The sequence below is a fragment of the Streptomyces yongxingensis genome (assembly GCF_055597465.1).
In genome coordinates, this window is record NZ_CM145717.1 from 5,170,377 (window position 1) to 5,190,285 (window position 19,909).

Consider the following 19,909-nt stretch of genomic DNA (forward strand, 5'->3'; position numbering starts at 1 on the left):
CTGCTCCCGCACCGCCCGCGGTACGCGCTTGCTCCCCGTCGCCCCGCCCACGCAGGCCGCCCCCTTCGATCGTGCCCCCGCACACATATCGCGGACAAGCCTACGTGGGACCGCTGTCAGCGCTCTTGCCACGGCCGCCCGACGACATCAAAGTTTCAACTGACCACGCACCGCGCCCCGTTCAGCTCCGTACCGCAGTGCCGCGAAGGAGAACGAACGATGCCGAACCGCCGTCGCACGCTCGCCGCGCTGTCCGCGCTGGCCGCCGCACCGCTCCTCCCCACCCGCGCGGAAGCCCGTTCCCCGGAGCCCGGCTCCTCGAAGGCCCATTCCCCGGAAGCCCTTGCCGGACGCGGGGCACCCGCCCGCGCGCGCCTCGTCGCCGCGGAGCGCGTCGGCGAGCGCGTCCTGGACCTGACGATCGACTCGCCCGCCCTGGGCCGCGAGGGCCACGCCCGCGTCCTCCTCCCCACCGGCTACGACCGCAGGCCCCATCACCAGTGGCCCGTCCTCTACCTGCTCCACGGCTGCTGCGACCCGGGCCCCGGCTGGGAGGCATGGACCCTCAACACCGATGTGGAGGCCATCACCGCGGCCACCCCGGCCCTGATCGTCTCCCCCGAGGGCGGCCCCGTCGGCTTCTACTCCGACTGGTGGAACGGCGGCCACTACGGCCCGCCCGCCTGGGAGACCTTCCACCTGGCCGAACTGCGCCCCCTCCTGGAGCGCGCCCTGCGGGCCAACGGCCGCCGGGCGATCGCCGGTCTGTCCATGGGCGGCTTCGGCGCCCTCTCCTACGCCGCCCGCCACCCCCGCCTCTTCCGCGCGGCGGCGTCCTTCAGCGGCGTCATCCACACCACCCTGGACCCCACCGGCGTCCAGAACATCCTTACCGGGCACGGCGCCGACCCGACTGCCCTCTGGGGAGACCCCGCCGCCCAGTCCGCGCTCTGGGAGGCCCACAACCCGTACGCCCTCATCCCCCGGCTCCCCCGCGGCTACCCGCTCTACGTCGCCTGCGGCAACGGCACCCCCGGCCCCCTCGACCCGCCGGGCCGCCCCGAGGACGCCCTGGAGCGCGGCCTCGGCGAGATGGCCCAGCGCTACGTACGCCGCGCCCGTGCCCACGGCCTGGCCGTCACCGGCCACCTCTACGGCCCCGGCACCCACACCTGGCCCTACTGGGAACGCGAACTCGCCCACGCCCTCCCCCTGCTCACCGCCCGGCTCCTCTGACGCGGGAGGTTTGCTACGGTCGGGAGGAACCCGACGAGACGCGCCGTACCGGGACCCGCAAAGACGACGCACCCCCGTAATCGAGAGACTTCACGGAGGTGCCGTCATGGCATGGGTCCTGCTGCTCACGGCCGGGCTGTTCGAGATCTGCTGGTCGATCGGCATGAAGCTGAGCGACGGCTTCACCCGGCTGTGGCCCAGTGTGGTCACCGTCGCCGGTCTGATCGTGAGCATGGGGCTGCTGAGCGCGGCGGTGAAGAGCCTGCCCATCGGCACGGCCTACGGCGTCTGGGTCGGCATCGGCGCGGTCGGCACCGCCCTGCTGGGCATGCTCCTCTTCCACGAACCGGTCACCCCGGCCCGGATCTTCTTCCTGCTGCTGCTGGTGGTGGCCATCGTGGGCCTGGAGGCCACGGCGGGCGGGTGAACAGCACGGTGCCCCCGGACCGAGGTCCGGGGGCACCGCTTGTCACCCGGCAGGTGTTACGCGGCGGCCAGCTGGGGCTCCGCCTCGTCGCGGTCGTCCAGCGGGGAGGCGCTGGCGTGGGCGTACGCCTCGTGGTCGAGGATCTTCTCGCGGGCCGAGACGATCACCGGTATCAGCGACTGCCCTGCCACGTTCGTAACCGCTCCCTGAGTATGTACGTTGCTCAGTGCGGGAGCGGCCAACGGAGGGGACACAAATATGGCCAGGCCGACGCGGGTGGGGATCTACGTCCGCATCAGCAAGGACCGCAAGGGGCAGGAACTCGGCATCCAGCGCCAGGAGAAGGCGTGCCGCGAGCTGTGCGAGCGGATGGGGTGGGGCGTACTCAAGGTCTACCCGGAGAACGATACGTCGGCGTCAACGACGAGCAAGCGGCGGCGTCCGGCATACACCGAGATGCTGCGCGACGCCCGCGAGGGGCTGATTGACGGCATCGTCGTCTACTCGATCGACCGTCTGACGCGCCGCATCACCGAGCTGACGCACTTCCTGGAAGAGCAGAAGGAACACGGTTTCGCCTTCGCCACGACAGAGGGCGAGGACACGGCAACCGCGAACGGGCGCATGATTCTGACGATCAAGGGTGCGGTCGCCCAGCAGGAGACCGAGCGCATGTCGGAGCGCGTCAACAACTCCCTGCTCCAGCGCCGCGAGCAGGGCAAGCCCCACGCCGGTGGCAGCCGTCTGTTCGGCTTCAAGGAGGGGTCGAACTTGCAGGAGGTGGAGCCCGGGGAGGTGGAGCTGATTCGCCTCGGCTACCAAATCCTCCTGGACCGGGGCACGCCCGGAGATGTGGCCCGTGCGTGGAACGAGCGAGGGGCACGGACACCGGAAGCCGGAACCGCCTGGGACATCCAGAAGGTCAAGAGGGTGTACCGCTCGGAGCGCATCGGCGGCATCGTCTCCTACAAGGGGCAGGACATCGGAGACAGCATCTACCCCCACCCGCTCACGCGGGAGGAGTGGGAGAACGTACAGACCATCCTTGACAGCCGTGCCACTCCCGCCCGGAAGGGCTCCGGGAAGCGCAAGCACCTGTACTCAGGCTTCCTGAAGTGCGGACACTGCGGATCGACCATGCGGATTCAGTGGGCGACCATCCAGGGACGCACTTTCCGTCGGACGGCCTGCCACTCCTCCCAGGTCGGGGCCAATGGCGAGAGAGGATGCGGCAAGGTCATTCGTCGCTTGGACTGGATCGAGGCTCGTATCAATGAGGTAGTAGAGGCCGCGCTGGCGAAGCGGAAGCCGCAGGCGCAGGCAGCACCCTCCGAAGACCTGTCTGGCGAGATCAAGATCTTGGAGGAACGCATCCGGGCACTGCGCAACCGGTGGAAGGACGGAGGCATGGACGACGAGGACTACTACGACTCGTTGACCTACCTCCGCAGCGATCTGCAAACGCTCCGGACTCGCGAAGCGGCTTCGGTGGTTAGGGAGACCCGCACCGAGACTGATGCCCTGGCCGTGTGGAAGGACGAGGACATGCAGAACCTCGAACGCCGCCGGGCCATCGTGGCGAGCGTCATCGATCACGTCGAGGTCTTCAGCGTGGGCAGGGGTCGCAAGAAGCCGCCCGAGCTCGACTCGATCAGGATTTGGCCGGTCGGGGCCGAGCCGGATGGTTCGAAGGGTTGATCTTCTTCACTTGATCAGCCAGGTAACCGTCCACCACGGCCGATAGCCGAGCGTCGTAGTCCGGCGGTGGTACCCACCGGGCCAGGATCTCGGCGATCCACTCCGGCGGCTCTTGAGGGGTGGCGTCTGTAGCAGGTTCTGTCACAGGCGCCCGCCCCACTCCCGGCACGCGTCGCGGGCGGCTTCGCGGTTCCGCGCGAGGTCTTCGGCGATCCCAGCGGCGATGAGGGCCGCGCCGGGGGTGTGTCCGGAGCCGACGTAGCGCCAGTGGGCATCCGTGATCAGGTCGGGGTCGGCGAGTTGTGTTTCGCCGGATTGGTGGTCGGCTCGTTCGGCGCGCAGTGCGGTGTAGGTGGTGGAGTAGGCGCGGGATTTGGTGAGGATGTGGCCCCGGTAGCCGAGCGTGTGAGCCCAGGAGCGTAGGCGGAGGGCTTCCAGTTCGGAGAGGCCGCCGAGGCGCCAGCAGGTGCGCATGAGAGTGTGCACGTGTGCCGATACGGGGGCCGCCGTGATGTCGTCAGGGTTGGTGATCTGGTGGTCGAGTCCGGCCCCGGTGTCGGTGGCCCCTTTGGTGACGTACTTGGCGACGTAGGCGGCTACCGCGTCATCGGCCAGGCCCTCACCGTTGCCGAAGGCCCGGAGCGGCCGGGCGTCGAGTTCGGCGCCCCAGCGCAGTTCGTGTTCTCCCAGGGCCGCGCTGTAGGGGGTACGGAGGCGTACGGCCGCAGCGGCGGTGTGGACCACGGCCGTGAGCGCATCGGTCGTTGCCCAGGCCGGGGGCGGATCGTCCGGCCCGTGTGCGCCGTCGAGCCGCACGACAGCGTGGATGTGGACGGCCGCGCGCTTTTGGTACTCGGCGACCTTGGCGTAGGAGATGCGCAAACTGCGGCGCAGGCCGGTGCGGGTGCGGCCGACGCGGGCCGCGAGGTGGTTGTAGAGGTTGTCGGTGAACGCCTTCCACAGCCGTCCCGCGTGCGCGTGCCACAGGACATGTGCCGGGTAGTCGTAGCAGTCGGGGCACAGCGGCTGTCCGGTGCGCGAGTCGTCTGCGTGATGGACGGTCGGGCAGCCGAGGGGACGGCCGTGATCGCACTGTCCGGCATCGCGTCGAGGTCGGCAGCGCTGCCCGTCAGCAGTGGCATGGTGGACGGGCCCGAAGCTGGGGGCCGTGAGCGTGAGGAAGAGCCGGGGCCGCTCCCGTACGTCGCCGGGGACGGTCTTGCCGCCGACGAGTCCGGCGCGCACCAGGTGGAAGGTGTCGCCCGCGTGGAGGCGGGAGCAGGGGGCGCAGACGGTTTGGCGACGGTTGCGGCAGCGGATCAGGAGCCGTTCGCCGGGCTCATTGCGGGTGTCGTAGTGGTGCAGTACCTCACCCGTGAGCATGTTGCGGGTGGTGGTGGAGCCGGTGAGGTGGATCGGGTGGGCGCAGCCGCCGGTAGTGGCGATCTGCTCTATCCAGCGGGTGAAGCGGGGGTCTTGGACGAGGCGGATCAGGTCTTGGTCAACTTCGGAGAGCTGACGCAGGCGCGCCGCACGGTCGAGGTGGGCGCGCCTGTCAGCCGAGGTGGTCTCGGCGGTGATGGTGGGGACCTCCCGGGGTGGGCCGCCGCAGCGGCGCGGATGGATGCGGTTGGGTGGGTGTCGTCCATGGCGATCACTCCCTGATTCGCGGGCCGAATAGGTGGGTTAGCGGATGGTTCCGGTGCCCCGGCAGCAGCGGCAGCGCCGCCGACGGCCGGTGCGGGTCCTGCGGTAGCGCTCCCCCTTGCAGACGGGGCAGCGGACACGACGCATGGGCATCTGGTGGGGCCTCCCGGGGGTGTCTAGCCGTTGTGGGTGAAGCCGGAGAGGAGCCAGTTCACGAGGCCATCTGCGGTGAAGATGACGGGGGTTTGGCCCAGGTACATGCCGAACAGGCCGATCAACAGCGCTTCCCACCACCGCACCTCGCGGGAGCGGATGAGCAGGACCGTTGCGAGCCCGAACAGCAGCGCCAGGGGAAGAGCGGCCGATTCGCTCATGCGCCCTCGCCTCCATCCAGGTCTTGCAGAGCACGGGTGACCCCGGGCAGGCGGAACGCCAGGCCCGCGTACTCGGCCGCCATGACCTGGGCGGCGGCGGGGGTGGTCAGGTGGGACCGCCCGCGCATCCAGCCACCCGAATCACCGGTGGTCACGGCGACGCCCTGTTCGGCCTCCCCGATGGACTGCGCCACCGCCACGGCATCCTTGTTCAGATCACCCAGCGTCATCTCGGCCGTTCCCGGATCGTTGACGCGGTGGCAGACGCGGCCGCTCAACTGGGCCCGCAGCGCCGTCACCCCCGGCCCGAGATCGGAGCCGACCCGCTGTCCGGCCACCACCAGATGCACCCCCAGCGCCGCCCCGAGTTGCGCCAGGCGAAGCAGGTAGGTCGAGCACTGCTCAGCCTCCGCCCGCTGCTCCTTGGTCCCGTTGGTGAGGTAGAGCTCGGCGATCTCGTCCACGACAGCGACCACGGGCACCGGGCGTTCCTTCTCCGGGAGCTCCCATATGGAGCGCGCTCCGGCCGCACGGCAGGTGCGCATGCGGTCCTGGACGTCGACCACCAGCGCGCCGAGCACGGCGACCGCTTGACTGCGGCAGGTAGCCAGGGCCGAGAGCCGCTGCTCGAACAGGCCCAGTTCCATGCCGCCCTTGCAGTCGATGCCGACCAGGGCGACGGGTTGCGGAGCGAGTTCGGTGATCAGCCGGGCGATCAGCGTGGACTTGCCCGTCCGAGTCGCGCCGACGATCAACCAGTGCGGCACCCGGCGGAAGTCCATCACCCACGCCCCACCGGTCTCCAGCGCGCCGACCACCGCCGACAGCAGCGACGCCGGTGCCTCCCCCGTAGGCCGGTCCGGATGCTCCAGCGGATCGGTCGCCGTCGCGGTGATCAGCACGATGCCGCGTTCGGGGGAGACGACCCGCACCGCGTGCACCCGCCAGGCGTGCGCTAACGCCTCAGCCGCCGCCAGGAACGGAGCTGGAGTCTGCCCCGGATGCAGCCGCACCCGCACCGACAGCCCGTTCGGCATCGGGCGGGGGATGGAGCAGCGCGGGGCGTGGGTGCGCAGGGGCTCCCCCTTGACCGCCAGGTCACCCAGCAGCCGCCGGTTGGGCTTGTGGGAGACGGTGAGGTCATTGAGGTGAGCGACCTTGCGCCAGGTGACCATCACCCGCAGCGCGGTACGCGGGTACCCGGTCAGGTACCAGCGCCAGTTAGGCCACTGCTCCGGCCGACGGGTGGCGAGCGCGACCGTCCAGGCCAGCGCCACGAGCACAGCGGGGAGGAGAAGCTGACTCATCAGGCACCACCGCCCTTGCCCACCGGGGCCGTTGCCGACGAGGCCAGTACAGGGGTGATGGCCGACGCGCGGAAGCTGATGCCGTGACGGTCGCCCATGGCCCAGGCGAACGCCTCCAGGCCCGTCACCCGCACCTCCGAACCCTCCACGACGCCCTTGGGCTCTCCGGGGACGGCGATTTCGATCACCGAGACGCGCCGCCCGTCCTGCCGCACCGTCACGGCGACCGTGTAGACCGTGTTGCCGTCCCGGTCCTTCTTGACCTCCTTGCTCTCAAAATCCGCGATCTTCGGTTCAGGCCCGACCGCGCACCGCAGTACGCCAAGCCGGGTGGTGTCCACAGGTATGGACTGCATGGGTGTGGGCCTCCTTGGCCAGTCGAGACGTCACACGTCATGTGACGTCACTCGTGCTTACGAGTTGCGACTATGCCTGTCTTGACGGCCGGACGCAAGTACTTATGCTTACGAGTGACATCAGCTCACGTCAGAACCGCATACGACAGGTGACGAGGAGAGCCCGGCATGGGAGAGATCCAACGGCCCGGAGCGCTGTACCAGCAGGTCGCAGCCGAGATCCGCAGCGGCATCGCCACAGGGGAGTACGAGCCCGGGAGTCCGCTCCCCTCGGAGGCCCAGCTCATCGAGCGCTACAAGGTCAGCCGCCCCACCGTCCGCAAGGCCATCGCCGCACTCCGCGCCGAAGGACTCATCGAAGTCATCCACGGCAAAGGCAGCTATGTCCGCGCCCTGCCCGCCCCAGCGGTCACCATCGAGCGCACCATCACCCGCAACGGCAAGACCTTCCGCACCGGACACCACGCATGGGAGCAGGCCGAGACTCCGGCCATCTACCGCACCACGACGACCGCGATCACGGGCCCACTGCTCGGACTCGCCGAGGGGGAAGCCCTCTTCGGCGTTGACCGACTACTGACCGACCCCGACACCGGAACGCGCGCACTGCACACCGTGCTGATCCCGTTCGCCACCGCCGACCAGGCCGAGCAGCTAGCCGAAGCGCCGGACACCGAGCCGGAACTGATCTACGCCATCCTCACCGCCGCCGGACACAAACTCACCTGGCATGAAACCGTGAGCGCCCGCATGCCCCTGCCCGACGAGCGCAGCACCCTGGACATCCCCGACGCGACCCCGATCATCCACACCGCCCGCGTCACCCTCGGCACCGACGACCGGCCGCTAATCCTCGAAGAACTCCGCGCCAGCGCGGACCGTGCCCAACTCGGCTACCGCGTCACCGCCGACAGCCCCCGCCAGCTCCGCGCCGTCTGAGCCTCGAGCGGCGATGTGTCGAAACTTGTCTTCACTTACTCAAGGGCGCGCCTTCGGCGCGCCGGGCGGTCTGGCCGCCCCGCCGGGCTGCGGCGTGGCCGCCGGTCCCGGCGGACGCCCACCGCCCGCACTCCCAAGCGCGCCACGCTCGCTCGCCGAGAGCCGACCGCCGTTCGGGGCGGGGGCGTTGTGGCTGGGGCCGACGGCCTACGCGGCTTTTAGGCAGCCACCACGGGGCGAGCCTCTAAGAACAGGGGGCCGATCGGTCGCAAACGCGGGCAGGATCACAGACCCGCCCGATTCGCCGGGCCAGCGTAAGGCCCCCTGTTCTCTCGCCCCGTGGCAGCTCCCGCCCAAAATCCGCTACGGCCGGCGGCGTGCCCACAGCGCGCCGATCCAGCACCGCACGCCCGCCACCGGCCACCCCGATCAGCCCGCCCTGCCCAGCCGGGCCGCCGTCACCCGCGCCAGCATCGCCACCTCACGCGCCGACGCCGCCGACAGCTCAAGCCGCACCATCCCGGAGCCGTCCGTGCCCGAAGCGGCACGCAGCCGCAGCCCTGCCGTCTCCACGCCGACGAGGCTCAGCGCGTCGCCCAGCTCGGCCGTCGCTTCCCGCGCGTCCCGCCAGCCGCTCAGGTAGTCCACTCCGCGCACCCATATCCCCGCCTCCAGGTCTGCCGCTTCTCCCTCGAACCCGTCGTCCCCTGGGCCGCACATTTGGTCAAGTCCCTTTCTCTGCAAGCCAACTGACAATCGACGACCGGGCCACGTCGAGCGGGAGCACGACGACGACCCCGGTACCATCGGCACCGGGGTTCGTGATCGATCCCCAGCCGGACCACCCCGCTAGCTGTCCAGGCGGAGGGGTGGTCCGGTGTTGCTTCTTCAGTTGTTGCGCGTGATTCCGTCCGAACCGACCTCAGTACTTGTGTCGGCCACCCGGGTAACGGACCGGCTTACGGCACTCCGGCGCGTCCTCAGGTGCAGCCTCGCCGCCGAGCGCGTAGCACAAGGCGGCATGCAACTGCTCTGCCTCCGCCACCGTCAGCACGAGCGGCGCAAGCGCGAGGTGCTTTCCGCAGCGGGCCACCGCCAGAGGCAGCACAAGGTGGCCGTCCCTTTCACGGCGCAGACCCAGCCCCGGCACGGGACCGACGTGCCACTCCTTCGAGGCCCCGGGCAGAGCCCTACTCATTCGGCCTCCCGCCCTCATGCGCAGAAGGGCCATCGGGGCGATCGTCCGGCTCACCGTCAGGTAAGGCGGGCAGCCGCCCACCCCGGCTCTCGGCGACCCTCAGTGTGTCCCGCAGCCCTTCACACAGGCGCTTGACCAAGAACCGCATCTCAACCTCGCCCGCTTGGGGATCAGCAAGCAACATGCCCGCGCGACCCAGGAGTTCGGATGCAGTGTGGAGTTGTACTGCCTCCATCTCGTCAGCCAGTTGCGACAGCGGACTGTCGCTGTCATCCGTCACCAGGTAACAGGGCCGCCCTGCCGTGTTCGGCCACGGCAGTAAACGAGGCCGCTTATGCATCGTGTGGTCACGTTGCCGGGCTTCCCTCGCGTTCACGACACGGACCGCCGTCTCTGATCACATCTGCCGAGACCCTCCCGGCAGGGTGACCCGAGGTTGCACCCCAGGTCCCGGCCGTCGCTCCCCCCTCTTGGGGACCCCCCTCGTGGGTACACTCGCGAGACGAGAGGGCACACAGATCAGAACGAAGATCGGACCAGAAGAGACGTAGGTCAATCACGATGGGGAAGTGAGATGACCGAAGCTGCACCGACACCGGCAGCTCTGCCGCCTCATGTACTGGAGCGCGCGGACGTGCGGTCGGCGATCGCCAACCATGACTTCGGCGAAGTCTTCAGACTGGCCAAGATCCACGGAAGCATCAGCTACGCCAAGATCGCCGAGGCCGTCGGCTACAAGCGCGAGCACATCGGCAAGATGGCCCGGCCGGAGACCGACGGCAAGGGTGCTCGCCCACGGATCACTCAGTTCCACAAGATCCTCGAAGTGGTGGACGGTCTGCGCATCCCCGGTCACCTCGCGGGAGTCGCCCCGCGTCCCTGGGAGCTGGAACGACCCGCCAGAACCACTCATCTGGAAGATCCAAGCACTCTGATCTCACAGGGTGGCGCTGGCATCTGGGACATCGCGGAGATGCTGCGGCGCACGGAGATGTCCAGCATCAACAGCGCGGCCCTGGAATCGATCGAGGAAGGCATCGACCAACTGGCCCGTGCCTACCCCTACGCCGACGCCGACTACCTGCACGACCGCACCCGGAACGGCCTGCAATACGTCACCAAACAGCTCGAAGGCCGGATGACCCTCCGCCAACACCGGGAACTTCTCGTGGACACCGGATGGCTGTTCCTGCTGAACGCGTGCGTCCAGTACGACCGGGGCCAGCGCGAGGCCGCCAATCTCAGCAAGGCCGCCGCACTCCGGATAGGCGAGGAGGCAGGACACAGCGAGATCAAGGCTTGGGCATGGGAGATCGAAGCGTGGTTCGCCCTCACCCAGAGCCGTTGGCAAGACATGCTCGACGCCGTCGAGGCCGGACACACGGCGGACCAGACACATTCTGTCGGCGTCCAGCTCTACGCCCACAAGGCACGCGCCGCCGCCCGCATGGGAGACGCCCGACTCGTCCGCCAGTCCCTCGACGCCGGGCGCGCCAGGCTGGACCGACTTCCCAGGCCGGACCACCCCGAACACCATTTCATCATCGACCCGGACAAGTGGGACTTCTACGAGATGGACGCCTACCGTCTCCTCGGAGACGACGAGCGCGCCGCCTCCCACGCCCGCTCAGTGATCCGCATCAGCACCGGCCCCGATGGCACCGAGATCTCGCCCATGCGCGCCGCAGAAGCCCGCCTCACACTCGGAGTCGCCGCAGCCCGCACGGGCGAGATCGAAGAAGCCATCGGCATGGGCACCACGGCCCTGGAAGCCGACCGCAAGTCCCTCCCGTCCCTGCTTTTAGTCGCCGACGAGCTGGACAAGGAACTGCGCGCCAGGTACCCGCGCGAAGCAGCTGCACGGGACTTCCACGAACAGATCATGACCATCAAACGAGGCACCGCCAGACCCGAACTTCCGTTCTGAACCCGACATACACGATCCGGGCCCCGCATCCTCCTGGAGCGGGGGCCCGGATCACGCCCGCATGAAGCCCTTCGCCCCCGCTCTCGACAGAGAACGGGGGCGAAGTGAACGAGGTGACGGCAACACCAAGTTGCTGCTAGGCAGCAGCCGCGACCGACTGCGGCTCGGCGTCCCCGTCCTTCACGTCAACGCTCTTAACGTTGTTATATGCGTCACGGTCGAGGATTCCCTCACGCCCGGCCACCAGCAACGTGCATACTGATTGTCCAGCAACGTTGGTGGCGGTCCTCATCATGTCCAGGACCGGGTCGATGGCCATCAGCAGGCCGACGCCCTCCAGGGGGAGCCCCAGGGTGGAGAGGGTCAGGGTCAGCATGACCGTGGCGCCCGTAAGGCCGGCGGTGGCGGCGGAGCCGATCACCGAGACGAAGGCGATCAGGAGGTAGTCGCCGACGCCGAGGTTCACGTCGAAGATCTGGGCGATGAAGATCGCGGCGATCGCCGGGTAGATCGAGGCGCAGCCGTCCATCTTCGTCGTCGAGCCGAAGGGCACGGCGAAGGAGGCGTACTCCTTGGGGACGCCCAGCCGCTCGGTGACCTTCTGGGTCAGCGGCATGGTGCCGACCGAGGAGCGGGAGACGAAGGCGAGCTGGATGGCGGGCCAGGCGCCCTTGAAGAAGTTCAGGGGGTTGACCTTGGCGACCGTCGCCAGCAGCAGCGGGTAGACGCCGAACATCACCAGCGCGCAGCCGATGTAGATGTCGGCGGTGAAGGTCGCGTACTTGCCGATCAGGTTCCAGCCGTAGTCGGCGATGGCGGTGCCGATGAGGCCCAGGGTGCCCAGCGGGGCGAGGCGGATGACCCACCACAGGGCCTTCTGGAGCAGTTCGAGCACCGACTGGCTCAGGGTGAGGATCGGCTGGGCCTTCTCGCCGAGCTGGAGGGCGGCGACGCCCGCGACGGCGGCGAGGAAGACGATCTGCAACACGTTCAGCTGGGTGAACGGGGTGATGACGTCGGTCGGCACGATGCCGGTGAGGAAGTCCAGCCAGGAGCCCGCGTGGTCGGGCTTGGCGCCGTCCTTGGGGGTCAGGTCGGTGCCCGCGCCCGGGTTGGTGACCAGGCCGATCGCCAGGCCGATGGCGACGGCGATGAGCGAGGTGGCCATGAACCACAGCAGGGTGCGGGTCGCCAGCCGGGCGGCATTGTTGACGTTCCGCAGATTGGTGATCGAGATCAGGATCGCGAAGAACACCAGCGGGGCGACGGCCAGCTTCAGCAGCTGGACGAAGATGGTGCCGATCTTGTCGAGCGTGGTGACCAGCCAGCCGACATCACCGCTGCGGGCGATCCAGCCGAGCACCACACCGAGGACGAGGCCCAGCAGGATCTGCGCCCAGAAGGGCACCTTGGGCAGGCGGAAGGACGACGACCCCTGGGGGGACGCCTTGAGGGCGGACGACAACGGACACACTCCGGTGGAGGTCAAGAGGGCGGGAGAAAGCCAGGAGTCCGTACGGGATCTCCGGCCGCTGTGCGCGAGGTGGATCAGCGGCGACGACAGGCCGCGGACAGGCAGCGGCAAAGATCGATGTGCAGGCGCGCCACGAGCGGAACGCTCGCTGCGATGTGGGGCGCGGCTGCTGTCTTCATGACAAGTACGTTAACACCGCCGCTTTGGGGAACCCAAAGGAAATCTTTGACTTCTGAGGGTGCCTGAGGGCATCCGAGGGCATCTGAGGGGCCAAAAGGCGTCAACGCCCCTTGCGCCAGCGGAAACTGGCCCGAGGGGCGTCGGTGGAGCGTGTGGGGTGGTGTGAGGAGGGTTACAGTCCAGCGCCGGTCAGACGCCGTCCTCCTGGCTCTGGTTCGCCGCCAGCCGCTCCTTGGCGCGGTCCACCTTCTCGGCGACCTGGACGGCCATGGCGTCCCGCTGCTTGCGCAGCACGACCCAGCTGAGCGGCGCGGAGACGACCAGCGCGAGCAGCATCACCCAGAAGAGATTGGAGCTGCCGAGGCCGGAGGGCAGCACCCGGAAGTAGACCAGGGCCCAGATGGCCAGGAACGAACCGACGAAGATTCCCAGGCGCATGAGGGTGTAGCGGAACGCGGCGCTCGGCGTGAAGGACACGACTCGTCCTCTCTCTCCTGGGAGTTCTGTGGGGAGTTCTGCTGCGAGCTCTTCCGGGGGTTGCCACCGGAAGAACCTGTCCTCCCAGTGAACCACGGCCGGTTTCTGATCAATTCAGCGGCAGCCACATGGTGACGTCGTCCCGGAAGTCGTCGTCCGCGACCTTGATCGCGCCGGGCACCCGCCCGACCTCCTTGTAGCCGCACCGCTCGTAGAAGAGGTCCGCCCCGGTGCCGCCGCGGCAGGTGAGCCGAATCCCCTGGATGCCGTCCATATCGCGCGCGGCGTCCTCGGCGGCCGCCATAAGGGCGCGGCCGTATCCCTTGCCCTGGTGGGAGGGGTGCACCATCACGGTGTAGAGCCAGCACCAGTGGCGCATCAGCCGGTGGGTGTTGAAGGTGAAGAAGGCGGTGGCGGCCACGGCGCCGTCCTCGTCGCGGCCGAGGAGCAGACGGGTCCGGCCCTCCGTCATCGCGGCGAGGTGCTTGAGCAGCTCGGGGCGTATGTCGTCCTTGGCCACGGGCGGTACGAAGCCGACGGCGCCGCCCGCGTTCGAGACGTCGGCCCAGAGGGCGCAGACGGAGTCGAGCAGCTCGGGGGTGGTCGCGGGGTCGAGTTCACAGCGCAGGGGCATGCGATCGACGATACCCAGGGGGTCTGTCAGCGTCCCCGGGCGCCCCGAGCCCGTACCCGATCGCGGTCCGGCCGGCCCCGTGCGTGACCGCGGCCGGGGCTCATCCCAGCGCCTCCGCCGCGACCCTCAGATCGGCCACCAGCCCCTCGTACACCGCCTCCCGGTCATCGGCCCGCAGCACCGCGGAGGGGTGGATCGTGGGGACGATGAGGGCGCCGCGCGCCGGTCCCGACGGGTCGCCCTCCAGCCGCGTCCCGCGCTGCTCGGTCACCCGGAACGACGAGCCCAGCAGCGCCTTCCCCGCCGTGGCACCGAGCGCCACGACCACCTCGGGCTCGATCAGCTCCAGCTCGGCCTCGAGCCAGGGTCCGCAGGCGGAGAGCTCGCGCAGGCTGGGCGGCTTGTGGATGCGCCGCTTTCCGCGCTCGGGGACGTGGGTGAACTTGAAGTGCTTGACCGCGTTGGTGATGTAAGTCTCGTCCGGGTCGATCCCGGCCTCGTCCAGAGCCCGGTCGAGGACCTTGCCCGCCGGGCCCACGAAGGGCTTGCCCTGCCGGTCCTCCTGGTCGCCCGGCTGCTCGCCGACGAGCACGACCCGGGCGTCCGGATCCCCGGCGCCGAAGACGGTCTGCGTGGCGTCGCGGTGCAGCGGGCAGCCGTGGCATCCGGCCGCCGCCTCCCGGAGCGCGCCCAGGTCGGCGCCCTCCGGGACGAAGGGGGCGGCGGTGTACGCGTCCTCGGGGCTCTTCGTACCGGCCATGGCCCCCGAGTGCCCCGCTCGGCGGCCGTTAGACAGCGGCCGCCGGGCGGAGAGCGATACGGCTCACACCGGCGGTACGGCCGCGATACGGGTCACACCGGCGATGCGCCCGCGCACGCGTCACGTCCGCCGTACGGATCACACCCGCATCGGCTGCGGGGTCTCGCGACGGGCCGGGTCCGGGCCCTCGAACTCGCGGATGACCTCGTAGCGGGTGTTCCGCTCCACCGGCCGGAAACCGGCGTCCCGGATCAGGTCGAGCAGGTCGTCACGGGTGAGCTTGTTGGGCGTCCCGTAGTCGTCGGCGTCGTGGGTGATCTTGTACTCCACGACCGACCCGTCCATGTCGTCCGCGCCGTGGTTGAGCGCGAGCTGTGCGGTCTGCACGCCGTGCATCACCCAGAAGACCTTGACGTGCGGCACGTTGTCGAAGAGCAGCCGCGAGACCGCGAAGGTCTTCAGCGCCTCCGCGCCGGTGGCCATGGTGGTGCGGGCCTGAAGGCGGTTGCGGATCTTGCCGTCCTTCATGTCCACGAAGTCGTGCTGGTAGCGCAGCGGGATGAAGACCTGGAAGCCGCCGGTCTCGTCCTGGAGCTCACGCAGGCGCAGCACGTGGTCCACCCGGTGGCGGGGCTCCTCGATGTGCCCGTAGAGCATCGTGCAGGGGGTCTTGAGCCCCTTCTCGTGCGCGAGCCGGTGGATGCGCGACCAGTCCTCCCAGTGGGTCTCGTGGTCGACGATGTGCTGCCGGACCTCCCAGTCGAAGATCTCGGCGCCGCCGCCGGTGAGCGACTCCAGCCCGGCGTCGATCAGCTCGTCGAGGATCTCCGAGGCCGGCATGCCGGAGATCTTCTCGAAGTGGTGGATCTCGGTGGCGGTGAACGCCTTGAGCGAGACCTGCGGAAGGGCCTCCTTGAGCGCCTTGAGCGACCGCGGGTAGTAGCGCCAGGGGAGGGTGGGGTGCAGGCCGTTGACGATGTGCAGCTCGGTGAGGTTCTCGTTCTCCATCGCCTTGGCGAGGCGGACGGCCTCCTCGATGCGCATCGTGTAGGCGTCCTTCTCGCCGGGCTTGCGCTGGAAGGAGCAGTACGCGCAGGACGCGGTGCACACGTTCGTCATGTTGAGGTGGCGGTTGACGTTGAAGTGCACGACGTCGCCGTTCTTACGGGTGCGCACCTCATGGGCGAGACCGCCCAGCCAGGCCAGATCGTCGGACTCGTAAAGGGCGATGCCGTCCTCCCGCGAGAGCCGCTCGCCCGCGCGGACCTTCTGCTCCAACTCCCTTTTGAAACCCGCGTCGTGTGTGGTCCCCGTCACCCCGGTCGCCTCCCATACGTCTGCTGATGTCAGCCTTCGCCGAGACTACGCCTCGATGTCCTCGGGAAGCTCGCCGACCCGGTTTTCCCACTTCGTGGACAGCACGATCGTGGTCCGGGTGCGGGAGACGCCCTTGGTGCCGGAGAGCCGGCGGATGGTCCGCTCCAGGCCGTCCACGTCGGATGCGCGCACCTTGAGCATGTAGGAGTCGTCGCCCGCGATGAACCAGCAGTCCTCGATCTCGGCGAGCTCGCGCAACCGGTGGGCCACTTCCTCGTGGTCGGTGGCGTCCGAGAGCTGGATGCCGATCAGCGCGGTGACGCCGAGTCCCAGGGAGGCGGCGTCCACGGTCGCGCGATAGCCGGTGATCACCCCGGCGGCCTCCAGGCGGTTGATCCGGTCCGTGACGCTGGGCCCGGAGAGGCCGACGAGCCTGCCGAGCTCCGCGTAGGAGGCCCGGCCGTTCTCCCGCAGGGCCTGGATGAGCTGCCTGTCCACCGCGTCCATAAGCACGTACGCCTTCCATTATTCAAAGTTTGGGCGAGATTACATGTAGAATCTAAGGCATCAGGGCCACAAGCCCTGTAAATCTTTTAGGCGATCGACCATCCCTCAGGAGATGAGACTCACCGTGTACACGATCGAGGGCCTTGAGGCCCGCATGCTCGAGCTGCGGGACCTGGCCAACCGCTCGCGTGCAGCCCGTACCACCCACCGGCCCGTCTCCCGCGCGGCCCGCCGCGCGGCCGTCGTCGCGGCCCGCGCCGCGCGCACCAGGCGGCGCTGGACCCGCTAGGCCGTTCCCCGGTCCCGGTCCCCACCGAGCTCCCCCTCCCACCGGCGGTACAGCTTGTGCGGCACCCCTGCCGCGTCCAGCACCCGCCCGGCGACGAAGTCCACCAGATCCTGGATGTGCGTCGCCCCCGCGTAGAACGCCGGCGAGGCGGGCAGCACCACCGCGCCCGCCTCGTCCAGCGTCACCAGAGCCTTCAGCGTCTGTCCGCTCAGCGGCGTCTCGCGCACCGCCACCACGAGCTTGCGCCGTTCCTTGAGCGTGACGCTCGCGGCCCGCTGGAGCAGATCCTTCGACAGCCCGAGCGCCACCCCGGCCACACACGCGGTGCTCGCCGGGACGATCAGCATCCCCTTGGCCGGATACGAGCCGGAGGACGGCCCGGCCGCCAGGTCCCCGGGCGACCAGTGGGCCACGTCCGCCACCTCGGCGGGCACCTCGAAGGCGTCGGGCGTGCCGTCCGCGCCGCGCGCCAGCCAGCGGCGCAGATCGTCGCGCCAGTGGGCGTCCCGGAACCCGATCCCCGTCTCGTCCAGCAGCGTCAGCCGTGACGCCCGGCTGATCACCAGGTCGACCGCCTCCCCCGCCGCCAGCAGCGCGCGCAGCACCGAGGCGGCGTACGGCGTCCCGGACGCGCCGGACACACCGACCACCCAGGGACGGCGCCCGCTCACTTCTTCGTGCGGCCCGTACGGCTCATGCGGTCCGTAAGGCTCGTGCGGCCTCTCCACGTCACCGAGCCTATCCGGCGGGTCTCACAGGCCGAGGCCCCGCACCACGAGGTCGAGGAGCGCGCAGCAGAACAGGGCGATCCCGATGAAGCCGTTGACCGTGAAGAAGGCGCGGTTCAGCCGGGACAGATCGCCCGGCCGCACGATCGTGTGCTCGTACGCGAACGCCGCCGCGACGATCAACAGCCCGACCCAGAAGAACGCCCCGGCGTCCGTCGCCAGCGCGTACCAGACCAGCAGGGCCGTGGTGACCACATGGCAGACGCGCGCCCCGTAGAGGGCGCCCGCGATGCCGAAGCGGGCCGGCACCGACCGCACCCCGTGCGCCCGGTCGGCCGCCACGTCCTGGCAGGCGTAGATCAGGTCGAAGCCGCCGATCCAGATGCCGATCGCGAGCCCCAGGATCGCCGCGTCCCACGACCACTCGCCGGTGACCCCGATCCAGGCGCCGACCGGGCCGATGGCCTGGGCCACGCCCAGGATGGCGTGCGGATAGTCGGTGAACCGCTTCCCGTACGGATAGACCACCATCGGCACCACCGCGACCGGCGCCAGCGCCAGGCACAGCGGGTTCAGGAGCGCCGCCGAGCCCAGGAAGACGGCGAGCGCGATGAGCGCGCCGGTCCACGCGGTACGCACCGACACGGCGCCGGTGACCAGCTCACGGCCGGCGGTGCGCGGATTGCGGGCGTCGATCTCGCGGTCGATGATCCGGTTGCAGGCCATCGCGAAGGTGCGCATGCCCACCATGGCGATCGTGATCAGCAGCAGCCGCGTCCAGTGGACGGTGCCGTCCCACAGGTGCATCGCGGTCAGCGCGGCGATGTAGGCGAAGGGCAGCGCGAAGACCGAGTGCTCGATCATCACCAGCCGCAGGAAGGCGCGGACCCGGCCGGGCGGCGCCGGTTCGGGGCCGAAGAGATCGGGGGTCGCGGAATCGGCGCTCACAGCCCGTACTCCTTCCATCGCTTTGTCACCCGATCGGCGGTCTCCGGATCGGACACGACCATGCGTGGCCATCCGCCGTCGCGCGTATAGCCCTCCTCGGGCCATTTCGCGGTGGCGTCGATGCCCGCCTTACCGCCCCAGAACTGCTGGTACGAGGCGTGGTCGAGATGGTCGACGGGGCCTTCGACCACGGTCAGATCGCGGGCGTAGTCGGTGTTCCCCAGAGCACGCCAGGAAACCTCGTGCAGATCGTGGACATCGCAGTCGGCGTCGACCACGACGATCAGCTTGGTGAGCGACATCATGTGCGCGCCCCAGATGGCGTGCATCACCTTCTGTGCGTGCTTGGGGTACTTCTTGTCGATCGAGACGATCGCGCAGTTGTGGAACCCACCGGACTCGGGGAGGTGGTAGTCCACGATGTCCGGGATGATGATCTTGAGTAGCGGGAGGAAGAACCGCTCGGTCGCCCTCCCCAGCGGCCCGTCCTCGGTCGGCGGACGGCCCACCACGATCGACTGGAGCAGCGGCCGCCGCCGCATCGTCACACAGTCGATGGTCAGGGCCGGGAACGGCTCCTGGGGCGTGTAGAAGCCCGTGTGGTCGCCGAACGGGCCCTCCGGCAGCGTCTTCCCGGGCTCCAGCCAGCCCTCGATGACGACCTCGGCGGCCGCCGGGACCTGGAGCGGCACCGTCTTGCAGTCGACCATCTCGACCCGCCGCCCCTGGACGAACCCCGCGAAGAGGTACTCGTCGATGTCGCCGGGCAGCGGCGCGGTCGCGGCGTAGGTCACGGCGGGCGGCGCGCCGAAGGCGATCGCCACCGGGAGCTTCTCCCCGCGCCGGGCGGCCACTTGGTAGTGGTTGCGGCTGTCCTTGTGGATCTGCCAGTGCATGCCGATGGTGCGGCGGTCATGGCGCTGGAGGCGGTAGAGGCCGAGGTTGCGCACCCCGGTCTCCGGGTGCTTGGTGTGGGTCAGGCCGAGGTTGAAGAACGACCCGCCGTCCTCGGGCCAGGTGAACAGCGCCGGAAGCTGGTCCAGATCGACGTCCTCGCCGGTGAGGACCACCTCCTGGACGGGCGCCTCCTTCACCTTCCTCGGCGGCACATGGGCCATCGAGCCCAGCTTCCCGAACGCCTCGCGCAGTCCGACGAACCCCTGCGGCAGCTCGGGTTTGACCAGCCCGCCGATCTTCTCGCTGATCTCGTCGTACGAGCCGAGTCCCAGGGCCTTCAGGAGGCGGCGGTCGGTGCCGAAGACATTCATGGCCAGCGGCATCGCCGAGCCCTTGACGTTCTCGAAGAGCAGCGCGGGGCCGCCCGCCTTGTTGACCCTGTCGACGATCTCCCCGACCTCGAGGTAGGGATCGACCTCGGCCTTGACCCTCTTGAGGTCGCCTTCCCTGTCGAGCGCCCGCAGAAAGGAACGAAGATCGTCATAAGCCATACGTCCCAGTATCCGGTACGCACTACCCTGGTCCCGTA

Annotated in this window: 20 protein-coding genes, 1 pseudogene and 1 riboswitch; of the genes and pseudogenes, 6 read left to right on the forward strand and 15 right to left on the reverse strand. The window is 69.2% G+C overall.

Annotated elements, in window-relative coordinates:
• Positions 1 to 219 precede the first annotated feature (219 nt).
• Both ACZ6TD_RS22025 and ACZ6TD_RS22030 read left to right on the forward strand, forming a co-directional pair.
• Positions 220 to 1,236, forward strand: a complete 1,017-nt coding sequence (locus tag ACZ6TD_RS22025) for an alpha/beta hydrolase (RefSeq protein WP_471356567.1) — start codon at positions 220 to 222, stop codon at positions 1,234 to 1,236.
• A 7-nt stretch (positions 1,237 to 1,243) separates the two neighbouring features.
• Positions 1,244 to 1,309, forward strand: a riboswitch (guanidine-III (ykkC-III) riboswitch).
• Positions 1,310 to 1,342: 33 nt separating this feature from the next.
• The gene (locus ACZ6TD_RS22030) at positions 1,343 to 1,663 is read left to right on the forward strand and encodes a DMT family transporter (protein WP_471356570.1); all 321 of its coding nucleotides are present in this window, start codon (positions 1,343 to 1,345) and stop codon (positions 1,661 to 1,663) included.
• Positions 1,664 to 1,719: 56 nt separating this feature from the next.
• Here the strand turns inward: ACZ6TD_RS22030 and ACZ6TD_RS22035 are convergent.
• Positions 1,720 to 1,860: pseudogene (locus tag ACZ6TD_RS22035) on the reverse strand (dicarboxylate/amino acid:cation symporter); the annotation flags it as partial.
• A 61-nt stretch (positions 1,861 to 1,921) separates the two neighbouring features.
• On the opposite strand from ACZ6TD_RS22035, the gene ACZ6TD_RS22040 reads away from it, so the two are divergent.
• On the forward strand, positions 1,922 to 3,361 hold the full coding sequence (locus tag ACZ6TD_RS22040) for a recombinase family protein (protein WP_471356572.1): 1,440 nt from the start codon (positions 1,922 to 1,924) through the stop codon (positions 3,359 to 3,361).
• Between the two features lie 141 nt (positions 3,362 to 3,502).
• On the opposite strand, the gene ACZ6TD_RS22045 is transcribed toward ACZ6TD_RS22040, so the two are convergent.
• The 4 genes from ACZ6TD_RS22045 to ACZ6TD_RS22060 all read right to left on the reverse strand — a co-directional run bounded on the left by ACZ6TD_RS22045 (position 3,503) and on the right by ACZ6TD_RS22060 (position 7,045).
• A complete protein-coding gene (locus tag ACZ6TD_RS22045; RefSeq protein WP_471357936.1) occupies positions 3,503 to 4,885 on the reverse strand; it encodes a replication initiator in 1,383 nt (460 codons plus the stop codon).
• Between the two features lie 299 nt (positions 4,886 to 5,184).
• Positions 5,185 to 5,382, reverse strand: coding sequence for a hypothetical protein (locus tag ACZ6TD_RS22050; RefSeq protein ID WP_471356575.1), 198 nt, complete (start codon positions 5,380 to 5,382; stop codon positions 5,185 to 5,187).
• Positions 5,379 to 6,689: an FtsK/SpoIIIE domain-containing protein gene (locus ACZ6TD_RS22055; RefSeq protein ID WP_471356577.1), complete on the reverse strand. Its 1,311-nt coding sequence runs from the start codon at positions 6,687 to 6,689 to the stop codon at positions 5,379 to 5,381. The genes ACZ6TD_RS22050 and ACZ6TD_RS22055 overlap by 4 nt, the downstream gene beginning before the upstream one ends.
• A complete protein-coding gene (locus ACZ6TD_RS22060; protein WP_471356579.1) occupies positions 6,689 to 7,045 on the reverse strand; it encodes an SCO3933 family regulatory protein in 357 nt (118 codons plus the stop codon). Before ACZ6TD_RS22060 ends, ACZ6TD_RS22055 begins: the two co-directional genes overlap by 1 nt.
• Positions 7,046 to 7,213: 168 nt before the next feature.
• Between ACZ6TD_RS22060 and ACZ6TD_RS22065 the strand changes: the two genes are divergently transcribed.
• Positions 7,214 to 7,984, forward strand: coding sequence for a GntR family transcriptional regulator (locus ACZ6TD_RS22065; RefSeq protein ID WP_471356582.1), 771 nt, complete (start codon positions 7,214 to 7,216; stop codon positions 7,982 to 7,984).
• Between the two features lie 429 nt (positions 7,985 to 8,413).
• On the opposite strand, the gene ACZ6TD_RS22070 is transcribed toward ACZ6TD_RS22065, so the two are convergent.
• On the reverse strand, positions 8,414 to 8,704 hold the full coding sequence (locus ACZ6TD_RS22070; RefSeq protein WP_385211895.1) for a hypothetical protein: 291 nt from the start codon (positions 8,702 to 8,704) through the stop codon (positions 8,414 to 8,416).
• Between the two features lie 1,052 nt (positions 8,705 to 9,756).
• Between ACZ6TD_RS22070 and ACZ6TD_RS22075 the strand changes: the two genes are divergently transcribed.
• A complete protein-coding gene (locus ACZ6TD_RS22075) occupies positions 9,757 to 11,109 on the forward strand; it encodes a tetratricopeptide repeat protein (RefSeq protein ID WP_471356585.1) in 1,353 nt (450 codons plus the stop codon).
• 136 nt (positions 11,110 to 11,245) lie between these two features.
• Here the strand turns inward: ACZ6TD_RS22075 and ACZ6TD_RS22080 are convergent, their stop codons facing one another.
• From ACZ6TD_RS22080 to ACZ6TD_RS22105, 6 genes are all read right to left on the reverse strand, one after another.
• Positions 11,246 to 12,574, reverse strand: a complete 1,329-nt coding sequence (locus ACZ6TD_RS22080) for a dicarboxylate/amino acid:cation symporter (protein ID WP_471356588.1) — start codon at positions 12,572 to 12,574, stop codon at positions 11,246 to 11,248.
• Between the two features lie 378 nt (positions 12,575 to 12,952).
• Complete coding sequence (locus ACZ6TD_RS22085; RefSeq protein ID WP_470009828.1) at positions 12,953 to 13,240, reverse strand: DUF4229 domain-containing protein; 288 nt, start codon at positions 13,238 to 13,240, stop codon at positions 12,953 to 12,955.
• 109 nt (positions 13,241 to 13,349) lie between these two features.
• Positions 13,350 to 13,874: a GNAT family N-acetyltransferase gene (locus tag ACZ6TD_RS22090; RefSeq protein ID WP_471356591.1), complete on the reverse strand. Its 525-nt coding sequence runs from the start codon at positions 13,872 to 13,874 to the stop codon at positions 13,350 to 13,352.
• A gap of 100 nt (positions 13,875 to 13,974) precedes the next feature.
• The gene (locus tag ACZ6TD_RS22095; protein ID WP_471356593.1) at positions 13,975 to 14,634 is read right to left on the reverse strand and encodes a UdgX family uracil-DNA binding protein; all 660 of its coding nucleotides are present in this window, start codon (positions 14,632 to 14,634) and stop codon (positions 13,975 to 13,977) included.
• Between the two features lie 138 nt (positions 14,635 to 14,772).
• Positions 14,773 to 15,951: an aminofutalosine synthase MqnE gene (mqnE, locus tag ACZ6TD_RS22100; protein WP_471356596.1), complete on the reverse strand. Its 1,179-nt coding sequence runs from the start codon at positions 15,949 to 15,951 to the stop codon at positions 14,773 to 14,775.
• 45 nt (positions 15,952 to 15,996) lie between these two features.
• Positions 15,997 to 16,458, reverse strand: coding sequence for an Lrp/AsnC family transcriptional regulator (locus ACZ6TD_RS22105; RefSeq protein ID WP_020869409.1), 462 nt, complete (start codon positions 16,456 to 16,458; stop codon positions 15,997 to 15,999).
• A 112-nt stretch (positions 16,459 to 16,570) separates the two neighbouring features.
• Between ACZ6TD_RS22105 and ACZ6TD_RS22110 the strand changes: the two genes are divergently transcribed.
• Entirely contained in the window at positions 16,571 to 16,747 is a 177-nt protein-coding gene (locus ACZ6TD_RS22110; protein WP_470009835.1) for a hypothetical protein, read from the forward strand.
• Here the strand turns inward: ACZ6TD_RS22110 and ACZ6TD_RS22115 are convergent.
• The 3 genes from ACZ6TD_RS22115 to ACZ6TD_RS22125 all read right to left on the reverse strand — a co-directional run bounded on the left by ACZ6TD_RS22115 (position 16,744) and on the right by ACZ6TD_RS22125 (position 19,871).
• Complete coding sequence (locus tag ACZ6TD_RS22115; protein WP_471357939.1) at positions 16,744 to 17,418, reverse strand: UbiX family flavin prenyltransferase; 675 nt, start codon at positions 17,416 to 17,418, stop codon at positions 16,744 to 16,746. The genes ACZ6TD_RS22110 and ACZ6TD_RS22115 overlap by 4 nt on opposite strands.
• Before the next feature lie 81 nt (positions 17,419 to 17,499).
• Positions 17,500 to 18,423, reverse strand: coding sequence for a menaquinone biosynthesis prenyltransferase MqnP (gene mqnP / locus ACZ6TD_RS22120; protein ID WP_471356599.1), 924 nt, complete (start codon positions 18,421 to 18,423; stop codon positions 17,500 to 17,502).
• Positions 18,420 to 19,871, reverse strand: coding sequence for a menaquinone biosynthesis decarboxylase (locus ACZ6TD_RS22125; protein ID WP_471356602.1), 1,452 nt, complete (start codon positions 19,869 to 19,871; stop codon positions 18,420 to 18,422). The genes mqnP and ACZ6TD_RS22125 overlap by 4 nt, the downstream gene beginning before the upstream one ends.
• Positions 19,872 to 19,909 lie beyond the last annotated feature (38 nt).

Coding starts and splice junctions, on each gene's coding strand:
- ACZ6TD_RS22025 (WP_471356567.1), top strand. CDS start 220: ATGCCGAACCGCCGTCGCACGCTCGCCGCGCTGTCCGCGCTGGCCGCC.
- ACZ6TD_RS22030 (WP_471356570.1), top strand. CDS start 1,343: ATGGCATGGGTCCTGCTGCTCACGGCCGGGCTGTTCGAGATCTGCTGG.
- ACZ6TD_RS22040 (WP_471356572.1), top strand. CDS start 1,922: ATGGCCAGGCCGACGCGGGTGGGGATCTACGTCCGCATCAGCAAGGAC.
- ACZ6TD_RS22050 (WP_471356575.1), bottom strand. CDS start 5,382: ATGAGCGAATCGGCCGCTCTTCCCCTGGCGCTGCTGTTCGGGCTCGCA.
- ACZ6TD_RS22055 (WP_471356577.1), bottom strand. CDS start 6,689: ATGAGTCAGCTTCTCCTCCCCGCTGTGCTCGTGGCGCTGGCCTGGACG.
- ACZ6TD_RS22060 (WP_471356579.1), bottom strand. CDS start 7,045: ATGCAGTCCATACCTGTGGACACCACCCGGCTTGGCGTACTGCGGTGC.
- ACZ6TD_RS22065 (WP_471356582.1), top strand. CDS start 7,214: ATGGGAGAGATCCAACGGCCCGGAGCGCTGTACCAGCAGGTCGCAGCC.
- ACZ6TD_RS22070 (WP_385211895.1), bottom strand. CDS start 8,704: ATGTGCGGCCCAGGGGACGACGGGTTCGAGGGAGAAGCGGCAGACCTG.
- ACZ6TD_RS22075 (WP_471356585.1), top strand. CDS start 9,757: ATGACCGAAGCTGCACCGACACCGGCAGCTCTGCCGCCTCATGTACTG.
- ACZ6TD_RS22090 (WP_471356591.1), bottom strand. CDS start 13,874: ATGCCCCTGCGCTGTGAACTCGACCCCGCGACCACCCCCGAGCTGCTC.
- ACZ6TD_RS22095 (WP_471356593.1), bottom strand. CDS start 14,634: ATGGCCGGTACGAAGAGCCCCGAGGACGCGTACACCGCCGCCCCCTTC.
- ACZ6TD_RS22105 (WP_020869409.1), bottom strand. CDS start 16,458: ATGGACGCGGTGGACAGGCAGCTCATCCAGGCCCTGCGGGAGAACGGC.
- ACZ6TD_RS22110 (WP_470009835.1), top strand. CDS start 16,571: ATGAGACTCACCGTGTACACGATCGAGGGCCTTGAGGCCCGCATGCTC.
- ACZ6TD_RS22125 (WP_471356602.1), bottom strand. CDS start 19,871: ATGGCTTATGACGATCTTCGTTCCTTTCTGCGGGCGCTCGACAGGGAA.